At 73.2% G+C, this 12,705-nt stretch carries 11 protein-coding genes; 6 read left to right on the top strand and 5 right to left on the bottom strand.

Annotated features, from left to right (window positions below):
• Positions 1–69 precede the first annotated feature (69 nt).
• Entirely contained in the window at positions 70–327 is a 258-nt protein-coding gene (gene secG / locus J2S41_RS23860) for a preprotein translocase subunit SecG (RefSeq protein WP_310370657.1), read from the top strand.
• Positions 328–470: 143 nt separating this feature from the next.
• Positions 471–815, top strand: a complete 345-nt coding sequence (locus J2S41_RS23855) for an RNA polymerase-binding protein RbpA (RefSeq protein ID WP_310370656.1) — start codon at positions 471–473, stop codon at positions 813–815.
• A 180-nt stretch (positions 816–995) separates the two neighbouring features.
• Here J2S41_RS23855 and J2S41_RS23850 read toward each other — a convergent pair whose 3' ends face one another.
• Entirely contained in the window at positions 996–1,184 is a 189-nt protein-coding gene (locus tag J2S41_RS23850; RefSeq protein WP_310370654.1) for a hypothetical protein, read from the bottom strand.
• A 308-nt stretch (positions 1,185–1,492) separates the two neighbouring features.
• On the opposite strand from J2S41_RS23850, the gene J2S41_RS23845 reads away from it, so the two are divergent.
• Genes J2S41_RS23845 through J2S41_RS23830 form a run of 4 tightly spaced genes read left to right on the top strand, consistent with a single transcriptional unit; the run spans position 1,493 to position 8,659 of the window.
• Positions 1,493–3,646 carry a hypothetical protein gene (locus tag J2S41_RS23845; RefSeq protein WP_310370652.1) on the top strand — a complete coding sequence of 718 codons (2,154 nt, stop codon included), beginning with the start codon at positions 1,493–1,495 and terminating at the stop codon, positions 3,644–3,646.
• Complete coding sequence (locus tag J2S41_RS23840; protein WP_310376483.1) at positions 3,646–4,629, top strand: DUF559 domain-containing protein; 984 nt, start codon at positions 3,646–3,648, stop codon at positions 4,627–4,629. Before J2S41_RS23845 ends, J2S41_RS23840 begins: the two co-directional genes overlap by 1 nt.
• Entirely contained in the window at positions 4,626–5,273 is a 648-nt protein-coding gene (locus J2S41_RS23835) for a hypothetical protein (RefSeq protein WP_310370651.1), read from the top strand. The genes J2S41_RS23840 and J2S41_RS23835 overlap by 4 nt, the downstream gene beginning before the upstream one ends.
• Entirely contained in the window at positions 5,273–8,659 is a 3,387-nt protein-coding gene (locus J2S41_RS23830) for an ATP-binding protein (RefSeq protein ID WP_310370649.1), read from the top strand. Before J2S41_RS23835 ends, J2S41_RS23830 begins: the two co-directional genes overlap by 1 nt.
• Here J2S41_RS23830 and J2S41_RS23825 read toward each other — a convergent pair.
• The 4 genes from J2S41_RS23825 to zwf all read right to left on the bottom strand — a co-directional run bounded on the left by J2S41_RS23825 (position 8,628) and on the right by zwf (position 12,698).
• Positions 8,628–9,287, bottom strand: a complete 660-nt coding sequence (locus J2S41_RS23825) for a M50 family metallopeptidase (RefSeq protein ID WP_310370648.1) — start codon at positions 9,285–9,287, stop codon at positions 8,628–8,630. The two genes, J2S41_RS23830 and J2S41_RS23825, sit on opposite strands and share 32 nt — an antisense overlap.
• A gap of 45 nt (positions 9,288–9,332) precedes the next feature.
• On the bottom strand, positions 9,333–10,058 hold the full coding sequence (pgl, locus tag J2S41_RS23820; RefSeq protein ID WP_310370646.1) for a 6-phosphogluconolactonase: 726 nt from the start codon (positions 10,056–10,058) through the stop codon (positions 9,333–9,335).
• 145 nt (positions 10,059–10,203) lie between these two features.
• Positions 10,204–11,184: a glucose-6-phosphate dehydrogenase assembly protein OpcA gene (locus tag J2S41_RS23815; RefSeq protein ID WP_310370643.1), complete on the bottom strand. Its 981-nt coding sequence runs from the start codon at positions 11,182–11,184 to the stop codon at positions 10,204–10,206.
• The gene (gene zwf / locus J2S41_RS23810) at positions 11,181–12,698 is read right to left on the bottom strand and encodes a glucose-6-phosphate dehydrogenase (protein ID WP_310370641.1); all 1,518 of its coding nucleotides are present in this window, start codon (positions 12,696–12,698) and stop codon (positions 11,181–11,183) included. Before zwf ends, J2S41_RS23815 begins: the two co-directional genes overlap by 4 nt.
• Between the last annotated feature and the right edge of the window lie 7 nt (positions 12,699–12,705).

The raw sequence follows: 12,705 nt of genomic DNA, 5'->3' as shown, positions 1-12,705 counted from the left end.
CGTGACCGCGACTTCGACCGCCCGCTATCCTTGTCGACGGCCCCGCCCGAAGAGAGGAACGACCCGATCATGCCGATCTGGTTCGCCTACACGTTGATCGTGTTGCTGATCATCACCAGCGCCATTCTGACCATGCTGATCCTGCTCCACCGGGGCAAGGGTGGCGGCATGTCCAGCATGTTCGGCGGCGGCGTGACCTCCAGCCTGGCCGGTTCGTCCGTGGCGGAGAAGAACCTCGACCGCTATACCGTTCTGGTCGGAATCGTGTGGTTCGCTTGCATCGTGGGCCTCGGCTTCTGGCTGAAACTGGCCGTCGACGGTGCCTGAAACGCATTCATAGTCGTACACTCTGCGCTTGGTCCCCGTCCTCGGGACCAGGCGCAGAGTTTTTATTGTCCGAAACCGGTGAGACCGCCGGCCAGGACCGTAACCGCTTCCACCGAATCCCCAACGGACAGAGGAGCGAGACCGTGCCGAACGGCAGCGCTATCCGAGGCACCCGCGTGGGCTCCAGCCCCGTGCGCCCCACCGAGAGAAGCGAACCCGCGCCGCGCGTCCCCGTCAGCTACTGGTGCGGCAACGGCCACACCACGGAACTGCTGCTCGCCGCGGACGCGCCGGCGCCGGAGTCCTGGGACTGCCCGCGGTGCGGGCAGCCGGCCGGCCGCGACCGGGAGAACCCGCCCGGACCGGCGCGGGCCGAGCCGTACAAGACGCACCTCGCCTACGTGAAGGAGCGTCGCTCGCCCGAGGACGGCGAGGCCATCCTCGCCGAGGCGCTAGCGGCCGTCCGGGCCCGGCGCGGCGAGGTCTAGAAAACCCTTTTCATCTTCCCGCTTCCGGCCGGGCGCTTCCCGCATGCTCCCGCGGGCACCGGTCGGCCGTGGCCGGCCTCCCTGCCGGTGTCGCGGTGGGCAGGAAAAGGCCTGAGTGGTCACCCAGCCGCGGCCGGCTGACCACTCGGGCTCCTCGGGGGTGGGAAAACGTCCGCGGCGTCAGTCGACGAACGGGTGGACGAACCAGTCGGCGTCCGGCTCGGCCGGGGCGGGCGCGGCGGCCGAGCGCGGGCCCGGCACCGGGACCGCCGGGTTACGGCGGGTGCGGCCGGTGGTGCCGCGGTAGGCGCCGAAGCCGCCGCGCAGGCGAGCCGGTGCGAGAACGGTGGACTGGCTGGTCGCATGCATCGCGTTTCTCCCTCGGGCTTCCCGGCCGGTGGCTCCGGCCGCGGCTGCGTGATCAAGCATGTCCCGCCGCGCGCGTTGTCGATCAGGGCCGGAGGTCCCCGGTTGCGGGCCGTTGGTCCGCGCTATTCCACCGTTATGCGAATCCCGCGAGTAGCGTGTGGACGATCATTTCCCGGTCCCATTCACCCGGAACGGATTGGCCGTTCGGCGGACCCTCCACACCCGATCGGGCCCACCCCGCGGCGTCTATGGATTCCGTACCCGCGTGCTTCTAGGCTGTCCCGGAATCCCGGCCCGCGACCGAGGGGTTGAGCACGCTGTTCTCCGCCAATGCTGATCTTCCCGAGATCCGCACCTGGCCGGATTTCGCGGTCTGGCTGAGCCTGATCCACCAGGGCACCGGAATGAGCTTCGCCGATCTGGAAGAGGCGGAGGCGGGCCGGCACCGGCCGGGCGACCGGGAATTGCGGCGCGGCGCGGTCACCGACGCCCTGAGCGGTCGCCGCCCGGTCCGGAGGGCGCTGCTGGAACGGCTGCTGGCGGCCTGGCCGATCCACGACGGCGCGCGCGACCGGGTGCGCGAGGTGTGGCGGCGCCTGGACGCCGCCGCCGGCACCGGCCCGGAGAACGCGGGACGATGCCGCGACGCCGCACCCCGCACGCTCGGCATCCACGCGTCGATCCGCGCCGGCGAATCCGCCAGCGAACTGCCGGCCTATGTCGGCCGCGACTTCGACGACGAACTCCGCGCACACATCGCGAAGGGCGTGGACGAGGGCTGCTTCGTGCTGATGGTCGGCGGCTCGTCGACCGGGAAGACGCGCTCGCTCTACGAGGCGGTCCTCGCCGTGGTGCCGGACTGGTGGCTGCTGCAACCGGCCGGCACCCGCGAGGTGATCCGCGCCTACGAGGCGCCCACCGAGCGGACCGTGCTGTGGCTGGACGAGCTGCAGAACTTCCTCGGCGCCGACCCGCCGCTGACCCGCGCGGTGCTGGACGGGCTGCGCCGGGCCGGGATGATCATCGTCGGGACGCTCTGGTCGGAGGAGTACCTGCCGCGCACCGCGCTGCGCCGCCCGGCCGGCCCCGACAAGTACCTGCACGACCGGCAACTGCTCGACTCCGCCATCGTGATCGACGTGCACGCGGCGCTCTCCGACCGCGAGCGGGAGACCGCCATGGCCCTGGCCGCCACGGACAACCGCATCCGGGAGGCGCTGGAGTCCGGCGGCGGGACCGGGCTGCCGCAGGCACTCGCCGGCGCGCCCGCGCTGGTCAAGTGGTGGGAGCACGCGCCGAACCCGTACGCCCAGGCCGTGATCACCGCGGCGGCCGACGCGCGCCGGCTCGGCGTCGGATCACCGCTGCCGGAGGCGCTGCTCCGCGAGGCGATCGAGGGCTACCTCGGCCACAGCGACCGCGCGGCACCGCCCGAGTCCTGGCTCAGCGAGGCACTGCCGCACGCCACCACCAAGCTCAAGGGCGGCGTCACCGCGCTCGCGCCGTACGCCCGGCGCGCGGGCGCGCTCGACGGTTACGTGATAGCCGACTTCCTCGCCCAGCACATCCGGCGCGTCCACCGCACCAGCTGCCCGCCGCCCAGCCTGTGGAACGCGCTGCTGCGCCACGTGACAAACCCGGACGACCTGCGCCGGCTCGCGGTCGCCGCGCAGTCCCGCATGCGCTACCGGTACGCGGAGGCCGCGCTGCGCCGCCTCCCGGAGCGCAACGACCTGGCCACGCTCGACCTCGCCGCGCTGCTCGCCCGGCAGGACCGGCTGGACGAGGCGATCGACGTGCTGGTCCGCCGGATGGCGGTCAGCCCGGCATCCGCGCTGCGCGACCGCCACGCCGAACTGTGCGAGCTGAGAAGCCGTGCCGACCGGCTCCGTCCGTACGCGGCGGACGCGCTCGACGAACTGCTCACCGACGCCGGGCGCGCCGCCACGCTGCGCGAGCGCGCGGACGCCGGTGACGCGCTGGCCGCCGAGGAACTGGTCGACCTGCTAGTCGACCGGGGCGCGCTGCACGAGCTGCGGGAGCGCGCCGACCGCGGCCACCGGTACGCCGCGGAACAGCTCGCCGACCTGCTCGCGGTGCACGGCCGGACCGCCGAGCTGAAGGCGCGCGCGGAGCGCGACGAGGCCGCCGCCCGCCGCTACAACAAGCTGATGTCCGACGGCGCGTCCGGCCAGACCGAGGCCGCGGCCCGCCAGGCGGACGCGCTGCGCGCCCGGGTCGACGCCGGCGACGACGACGCCGCCCGAGAACTCACCGCGCTGCTGTTCGACCTCGGCGCCGCGGACGCACTGCTGGCCGAGGTGAACGCGGGCACGCCCGGCGCGATCGACCGCTACCTGGCGCTGCTCACCGCGCGCGAGGAGACCGACCGCGAGACGCTGCACCTGCTGCGCGTCTTCGGCATCAACCCGGACGGCACGGACGCGGAGGGCGCACCGTGATGCTCACCGCGCTGCCGGTCGACCGGGTCGTGCAGGTGCGCGGCGGCGACCCGGACCGGATCGCGCTGCTCGCCGCGCGCGGCGGACCGGACCTGCCCGCGGTGCTCGGCCACCGGCTGCGCGCCGCGCACCGGGTCGACGGCGTCGTCGCGGCGGCCCTGGACGAGCTGGAGACGGCCGCGACCGGCCTGTTCCCGGCGTGGCTGCCGGGCGCGGAGCACCTGGACACGCCCGGTGGCGCCGGGCTCGCGGCGGTCCGCGCGCTCGCGGCCGAGCACGCGGCGCGCACCGTCCACTTCGGGCCGTTCCTGGCGGATCTGGCCGCGGCGGCGCTGTCCGGCGTACCGGCACGGCGCCGTTTCGCCGTGGAGATCCGGGCCCGGGGCCTGGCCCGCGCGGTCGCGGACGGGCTGGGCCGTGCGCGGCTGGTGCTGCTGATCCGGCTGCCGGACGGCCTGGGCGCGGCCGGGGAACGCGCGGTGGTGTCCGGCGCGGAGTGGCTGGCGGACCGCGCCGGCATCGGCGTGTGGCTGTGCGGTGCGCCGCTGCGCACGGTCGACCGGCTGAGCGTGGCCCGGCTGCCGTCGGCACCGGCGGACGCCGCGATCGCGCCGGTCGCCGGGCGCCCGCACCCGCGCAGCGCGTCCGAGGCGGCGCTGGAGGCCGCGCTGGCCCGGCACCCGTGGGCGGCCGGGCGCGCCTGGAATCAGACGTACCAGTCGCACGCGCTGGCCAGCCCCGTGCGGCTGGACCTGCTGTGGCGGGACGAGCGCTGCGTCGTGGAGATCGACGGGCCGGAGCACTGCCGGCCGGAGCGGTTCGAGGCCGACCGGCAGCGGGACGTGCAGCTTCAGCTCGACGGCTTCGCCGTCCTGCGATTCACCAACGCGCGGGTACGCCACGACGTCGAGGCGGTCGTACGCCAGATCGGCTCCTTCATCCACCAACGACGACACGACCACCTGAGAGGGCACCAACCATGACCGACAGCCTCACCGCCAGCGAGAGCGCGCTGCTCATCCTGCTCATGTCCGAGGCGCGGGAGATCCCCAACACCGAGCTGGTGAAGGACTTCGGGGTCGAGCTGAAGAAGCCGAGCCGGGACAAGCTCAACCGGCTCGGCTATCTGGAGAGCCGCAAGGAGGGCCGGATCCTCGTGCACGCGCTCGGCGACAAGGGCTGGGCGCTGATGGAGGGCGACCTGCACTTCCCGCGGTCCACGCCGCGCGTGCTGGGCGCCGCGCTGTCCGCGTTCCACGCGGCGATGCGGGACCGGGTGCTGCCGAAGACCCAGTTCCAGACGTTCGGCGAGGCGCTCGCGCAGGGCTCGGTGGTGCCGGCGCAACGGGCCGAGCCGGCGCGGGCGGACGGCCTGACGGAGCGAATCCGGGAGGTCTACGCGTCGCTGGCGAGTGACCGCGGTGCCTGGGTGAGCCTGGCGACGCTGCGGCCGCACTTCGCCGACGTGCCGCGTGCGGAGCTGGACGAGGCGCTCAAGCGGCTCTCCCGCGAGGACGGCGTGCACCTGGCGCCGGAGGACAACCAGAAGACGCTCACCGCCGCCGAGATCGACGCGGCGGTGCGCAGCGGCGGTCAGGACAAGCACCTGCTGGCGATCGGAGTGTGATGACCGAGGAGGAGCGGGCCGCCCTGCAGGCGCTCAACTTCGACTGGGCCCGGGTGCCGGACGACGTCTGGCGCCCGTCGCGGTTCCACGTGGACGGGCTGCACCCCACGGTGGTGCAGAACGTGGTGGAGGGGATCGCCGAGGCGGACAGGAGCCGGGAGAGCAGCCCGATCGGCGTGGTGCTGCAGGGGCCGCCCGGCTCCGGCAAGACCCACATGCTGGGCTGGGTCCGCCAGCACACGTCTCAGCTCGGCGGCTACTTCTTCCTGGTCAGCCTGCTCGACTCGAAGGGATTCTGGGACAGCGTGCTGGCCTCCATGCTGGACGGCCTGGCGCGGCCGATCCCGGGCAGCGAGACCCAGCTGCAACTGCTGCTGCGCCGGCTCTCCTCGAAGGTCGGCGCGCCCCGGCTGGCCCGGCGCGCGTTCATGGGCGAGACGGAGCTGACCCGCGAGACGCTGGACGCGTTCATCCAGGGCCTCTCGGCGTACGACCCGTACGTGGGCCGGAACAGCCAGGACACCGCCCGGGCGCTGGCGTTGAGCGCGTCCGACGACGTGCTGCACCAGGACCTGGCGGACGGCTTCTTCGCGCTGCTGGACGAGGGCGCGCCGGGGGAGCGCGCGGCGTGGGGCATGCGCCGGATGCCGAAGACGTCGGAGGAGATCGTCCAGGAGCTCTCCCGGCTGCTGGCGCTGACCGGCCCGACCGTGATCGCGGTCGACCAGATCGACACGCTGATCGCGCAGTCGGCGGGTACCGGCGTGGGCGCCGCCGCCCAGTCCCTCGACCCGGCGGAGTCGGCCGCGCTGGAGCAGATCGCGGGTGGCCTGATGACGCTGCGTGAGCGGACCCGCCGCACGCTGACCGTGGTCTCCTGCATCCCGGCGACCTGGACGCTGGTCCGGACCAAGGCGACGGCCTCGGTGGGCAGCCGCTTCCGGCTCTCCCCGATCCTCAGCACGATCAAGGACGACCGGCTGGGGCGGGAGATCGTCGAGAAGCGGTTCGCGGTCCGGTTCGAGGAGATCGGGTTCCGGCCGCCGTACCCGACGTGGCCGGTGAGCGAGCAGGCGTTCGCGGACGTCGGCGACTTCACGCCGCGCCAACTGCTGATCGAGATCGACGCGCACGTGCGCGCCTGCCTGCTCGCCGGCGAGGTGCGCGAGCTGACCCGGCTCGGCGGGCCGGCGGCGCCCCGGGTCGAGGTGCCGGTGCCGGACGTGGCGATCGGGGAGCTGGACCGGTTCGACGCGCGGTTCGTGGAGTTCAAGCGGGTGGCGGACGTGACCGGGCCGCTGTCCGGCGCGCGGGAGGACGTGGAGATCCCGGCGCTGCTCGCGGCCGGGCTGCACGCCTGGATCACCGAGCGCGGCGAGGCGGGGGAGCGGTTCAGCCTCGACCCGCCGCCCAGTTCGCGGCCGTCGCTGCACGCGCGCCTGCGGCTGACCGTGGACGAGGAGCGGGAGGACCAGGTGCACTGGTGCTTCCGGGCGATCAGCGACGGCCACCACGGGAACGCGGCGCTGGCCCGGCTGCGCAAGGCGTGCACGGCCGCGGGGCTCGACCATCGCGTACCGAAGCGCAAGCTGTTCGTGCTCCGCAACACGGAGCTGACCGGCGGGCCGAAGATGCGCGAGGCGGTGGCCGCGTTCGCCAAGGACGGCGGCGTGCGGCTGCCGCTGGACGACGAGGACCTGCGCATCCTGTTCGCGCTGCGGATGATGTTCCAGGACCCGTCCGCCGGGTTGCGGGCCTGGCTGGCCGCCCGCCGCCCGACCCGCAGCGTCGCGGTGTTCCAGGCCGCGCTCGCCGACGCGGACGCCTGGCTGCCGGAGCGCGTCGCCGTGCCGGCGGGGCGGCCGGCGCCGCCCGCCAACCGCGCGACCGCGTTCGACGGCCCGCCACCCGCGTCCGGCGACCGGGCCGCCGCGGCGGGTGACCGCGCCGCCGTGTTCGCCGACCGCACCGGTCCGGCGAACGAGCGGGCCACGATGTTCGGCGACCCGGCCCCGGCGCCGCCGTGGAATCCCGGCCGGTCCGCGACCGGCACCGCCCCGCAGGAGGACGCCGGCGGTGCGGATCAGCGCTCCGCGCCGGCGGTCGGCCGGATTCCGCGGCAGTCGGTTCCGGACGCCGCCGCGGGTTCCGCGGAGTTCGTGATCGGGCACGGGTACGGGTCCGGAACCGCCGTGTCGCTGCGGCTGGAGGCGCTGCGGAAGCACATGACGATCTTCGCGGGCTCGGGTTCCGGGAAGACCGTGCTGATCCGGCGGATCGTGGAGGAGTGCGCCCTGCGGGGCGTGTCCTCGATCGTGCTGGACCTGAACAACGACCTGGCCCGGCTGGGCGACGCGTGGCCGGAGGAGCCCGCCGCGTGGGGCACCGGCGACGCGGCGAAGGCGGCCGACTACCTGGCCCACACGGACGTGGTGGTCTGGACGCCGCGGCGCGACGCCGGGCGCCCGCTGGTGTTCCAGGCGCTGCCGGACTTCACGGGCGTGCGGGACGACCCGGACGAGTTCAACGAGGCGGTCGAGTCCGCGGTCGCGTCGCTGGAGCCGCGGGCGCTGAGCGGGCGCGGGGTGAAGGCGAACCTGCAGCTCGCGGTGCTGCGCCGGGCGATCGAGCACTACGGGCGGCAGGGCGGCAACCGCCTCCAGGGTCTGATCGACACGCTGTCCGACTTCCCGGAGGACATCATCGAGCTGGACGACGCGGCGAAGATCGCGAACGGGCTGGCCCAGTCGCTGACCGCCGCGAAGTACAACGACCCGCTGTTCGGCGGCGCCGGTACCGCGATGGACCCGGGCATGCTGCTCACGCCGGCGCCGGGCAAGCGCGCGCGGGTGTCGGTGATCAGCATGGTCGGGCTGGGCGGCGACGAGATGCGGCAGAGCTTCGTCAACCAGTTGCAGATGGCGCTGTTCGCCTGGATCAAGCGGAACCCGGCCGGTGACCGGCCGCTCGGTGGGCTACTGATCATGGATGAGGCGCAGAACCTGGCGCCGTCCAGCGGCATGACGCCCTGCACGCGCAGCACGCTCGCGCTGGTCTCCCAGGCCCGCAAGTACGGCCTCGGCCTGATCTTCGCGACGCAGTCGCCGAAGGGCCTGCACAACCAGATCCCCGGCAACTCGGCCACGCAGCTCTACGGGCGGCTGAACAGCCCGATCCAGATGGACACCGCCCGCGAGATGGCCAAGGCCAAGGGCGGCGACGTGCCCGACATCGCGCGGCTGACCAGCGGCGAGTTCTACCTGGCGGCGGAGGGCGCCCCACCTCGCAAGCTGCGCACGCCGCTCTGCCTCACCCACCACCCGGCGAGCCCGCTGTCGACGGAAGAGGTGGTGCTCAGGGCTCGCGCCGGAAGACCGGATCGATGATTCCGAACAGGACGCCACCGCCGTAGATCAGCGCTGCCAGCGTCGCCAGCCACCAGAACGCGCCCCAGAACCCGACCGGGATGTAGGTGGCCTTGCGCAGGTTGACGGAGTCGCCCGCGCGCAGGTTGCCGAGCGCGGTGTGGATCACGCCGCCGAGGAGCAGGAACCAGATCAGCGTGTACGCCCCCAGCGCGCGGACCCCGGGCGAGCCGTAGCGGGCGAGGAGGAAGAACAGCGTGCCGTAGAGGCCGACGATGAAGAAGCCGAAGGGGTTCTTCACCTGGACGAGGATGATGATCAGGAGGACGAGGCACGTCCAGAGCACCGCGTCCGGGGTGATGCCGTGTGCCAGCATGGTCGCGCCGACCAGGCCGAAGAGCGACGGCCCGAGGTAGCCGGACACCGCGGTGAGGAAGAGGCTGCCGGCCAGCGTGTCCACGTGGCCGCCGCCCTGGCGGTGCAGTCGCAGGTCGACGATGCGACCGCCGGTGGCCGAATTGAACAGCGCGTGGCTGCCCTCGTGCGCGGCGGTGATCAGGTACCGGGTGAGCGTCCAGCAGACCGAGGCCGCCAGGCCGAGGATGAGCGAGCCGACGGCCAGCAGCAGGGAGGGTTCGGCGCTGGTCATGCGCGCAGCGTAGGCGCGACGACCAGCGCCGGGACATCCGCTGATCTATCGACCGATTCCGGCTGCGGCCGCGCGGTCGATCAGCCACAGCGTGCGGGACGTGCCCCGCACGCGCGCGCACGGCAGGTCCGACCCGCCGCCCAGCGCGGCGGCGACCGGCTCGGCCTTGTCGGCGCCGGTGACGATCAGCCAGACCTCGTCGGCGGTGTTGATCGTGGGGAGGGTGAGCGTGACGCGGGTGGGTGGCGGCTTGGGGCTGTCGTGGACGCCGGCGGCGACACCGGTCTCGGCCAGTCCCGGGTGCCCGGGGAAGAGCGACGCGACGTGCCCGTCCTCGCCGACGCCGAGCAGGATCACGTCGATGTGCGGGGTGGCGGCGGTCCACTCGGCGGCGTAGCGGGCGGCGGCGGCCCGGGCGTCGTCGCCGTCGGGGCCGTCGGACGGCGGCATCGGGTGGATGCGCTTCGGGTCGAGCGGGAGCGCGTCGAGCAGCGCCTCGCGGGCCTGGGTCTCGTTGCGGTCGGCGTGGCCGAGCGGGAGGAAGCGCTCGTCGCCCCACCACAGGTCGACGCGGGACCAGTCGATGGCGGTGGCGGCGGGGGAGGACGCGATCGCCCGGTAGATCTTGGCGGCGCCGCGGCCGCCGGTGAGGACGATGTCGGCGGTGCCGCGCGCGGCCTGCGCGTCGATGATCTTGACGATCAGGCGCGCGGCGACGGCCTGCGTCTGGATGTCCGCGTCCGCGTGGACGATCACGGTCGGGTCGGTCATCGGGAAACACCTCGCAAACTAGCCGGACGGGCTCGCCGATGGATCCCGGGCGGGCCGGGGCACTGACAGCGGCGTACCCGATGATGATTTGAAAAGGTCCGCTCGCGACGCGGATCGCGAGCGGACCGGGGAAGGCGACCGGAGATCAGCTCGCCGCGGAGCGGGCGAGTGCCGGGTCCTTCCAGACGTGCACGCGGTGCGCCGGGCGGTTCTCCAGGTGCGGCAGGCCGGCGAGCGCGCCGAGCGCCTCGGAGTAGACCTGGTCCGGGTCGAGCCGGCGCAACTCCTCGGCGAGTTCGTCGCCGACCGGGCGGCGGACCAGCGGCATCTCGCGGTCGGCCTGGCCGGTACGGCTGAACAGCGCCGTGTTCTCGTCGCGGGTGACCTTGATGCAGTCACCGTTGGCGCACTGCAGCTCGACCGAGCGCATGCGCGGGTGCTCGGTGGTCGGCTCGTGGACCGGCGCGATGCCGAGCCGGGCGGTGAGCCAGCCGCCCATCAGCGCGGCGGTCGGGTCCTTCTCCGGCGCGACGATGGTGGCGCCGACGACCTGCTCGGACGTGGTGTCGAACGCGCTGGCCACGAGCGTGCGCCAGAGCGTGATCCGGGTCCAGGTCAGGTCGGTGTCGCCGGGCGCGTAGTCCTTGGCCCGCTGCTTGAGCGCGGCGACCGGGTCGCTCGCCTGCGCGGAGTCGGTGATCCGCCGATCCGCGACCACGCCCAGGAAGTCGTTGGCGATCTGCTCCGGCGGCTCGCTGTGCCACCAGGTGACCACCGGGACGTCCGGCGCGAGCAGCGGCATGACCACGGACTCGGCGTGCAGCGCGAGCCGGCCGTACATGCGCATCACGGCGGCCTCGGCCGGGCCCAGCCGGCCGCCGACCACGATCTCCGCGTCCAGCCGGCTGCGCTGGCTCTCCACGTCGGACCGGACCACGATGAGCAGGCGGCACGGGTGCGCGGACGCCGCGATGGTGGCCGCGGCCTCCGCCTCCCGGACGCGCTTCTCGTCCACGATCGCGATCAGCGTGAGCGCGAGGCCGCTGGCCACGCCGCCCGCGCTGCGCCGCTCCGCGGCCAGCGCCTTCACGACCTCGTTGCCGGTCGTGTCCCACAGGCCGATCATGCCCGCCTCCAGCTTCGGCCCTCGCGGGCCAGCATCTCGTCGGCGGCGCGCGGTCCCCACTCGCCGGCCCGGTACGGTTCCGGCGTGGTGCCCGCCCACGCCTCCTCGAGCGGGTCGATCACCTTCCAGCTCTGCTCCACCTCGGCCGCGTCCGGGAACAGCGTCCGGTCGCCGACCAGCACGTCCAGCACCAGCCGCTCGTACGCCTCCGGGCTGGACTCGGTGAACGCCTCGCCGTACTGGAAGTCCATCGCGATGTCGCGGACCTCCATCGTGGTGCCCGGCACCTTGGACCCGAACTTGAGCACCATGCCCTCGTCCGGCTGCACCCGCACGACCAGCTGATTGTGGCCGAGCATCTCCACGTCGGCCGGGTCGAACGGCAGGTGCGGCGCCTTCTTGAAGACGATCGCGATCTCGGTGACCCGGCGCGGCAGCCGCTTGCCGCAGCGCACGTAGAACGGCACGCCGGCCCAGCGCCGGTTCTGGATGGCGAGCTTGACCGCGACGTACGTCTCGGTCTTCGACTCGGCCGGGATGTTCTTCTCCTCCAGGTAACCGGGGGCGCGCTCGCCGGCCACCCAGCCCTGCAGATACTGCCCGCGGACGGTGTCGGCCGCGATGTCCTTCGGCACGCTGATCGCCTTGAGCACCTTCAGCTTCTCGGCCCGGATCTCGGTCGGGTCGAAGCTGGTCGGCTCCTCCATCGCGAACATCGCCAGCAGCTGGAGCAGGTGGTTCTGCAGCACGTCACGCGCGGCGCCGGCGCCGTCGTAGAAGCCGGCGCGGGTGCCGATGCCGACGTCCTCGGCCATGGTGATCTGCACGTGGTCCACGTACTTCGAGTTCCACACCGGCTCGAACAGCGAGTTGGCGAAGCGGAGCGCCAGGATGTTCTGGACGGTCTCCTTGCCGAGGTAGTGGTCGATGCGGAACACGTCGTCCGCGGTGAAGACGGAGTCGACCAGGCTGTTGAGCTCCTTGGCGGTCGCCAGGTCGTAGCCGAACGGCTTCTCCACGACCACCCGCCGCCAGCCGCCGGACTTGCCGTTGTCGGCCATGCCGGTGCGGGCCAGCTGCTTGAGCACGATGGGAAACGCGACCGGCGGGATCGAGAAGTAGAACGCGGCGTTGCCCGCGATGCCGTGCGTGGCGCGCAGCTCGTCCAGCGAGGTCGCCAGCGTGTCGAACGCGGCGTCGTCGTCGAACGAGCCGGCCACGAACTTGATGTTCTCCGCGAGGCGGGCCCAGACGTCCTCCCGCCACGGCGTGCGGGCACCCTTCTTCGCCGCCTCGTACGCCAGCGACTCGAAGTCACCGTCGCCCCAGTCGCGCCGGGCGAAGCCGAGCACCACGAAACCGGGCGGGAGCAGGCCGCGGTTGGCCAGGTCGTAGACCGCGGGGATCAGCTTCTTACGGGACAGGTCGCCGGTGACGCCGAAGATCACCAGAGCGCACGGCTCCGGGATTCTCGGCAGCCGGCGATCCTGTGGGTCGCGCAGCGGATTTCTCACGCCGCCA

The sequence above is a fragment of the Catenuloplanes atrovinosus genome (genome assembly GCF_031458235.1).
Classification (GTDB): domain Bacteria; phylum Actinomycetota; class Actinomycetes; order Mycobacteriales; family Micromonosporaceae; genus Catenuloplanes; species Catenuloplanes atrovinosus.
The sequence above is the reverse complement of the archived record's forward strand: the minus strand, read 5'-3'. Positions and strand labels throughout refer to the sequence as shown.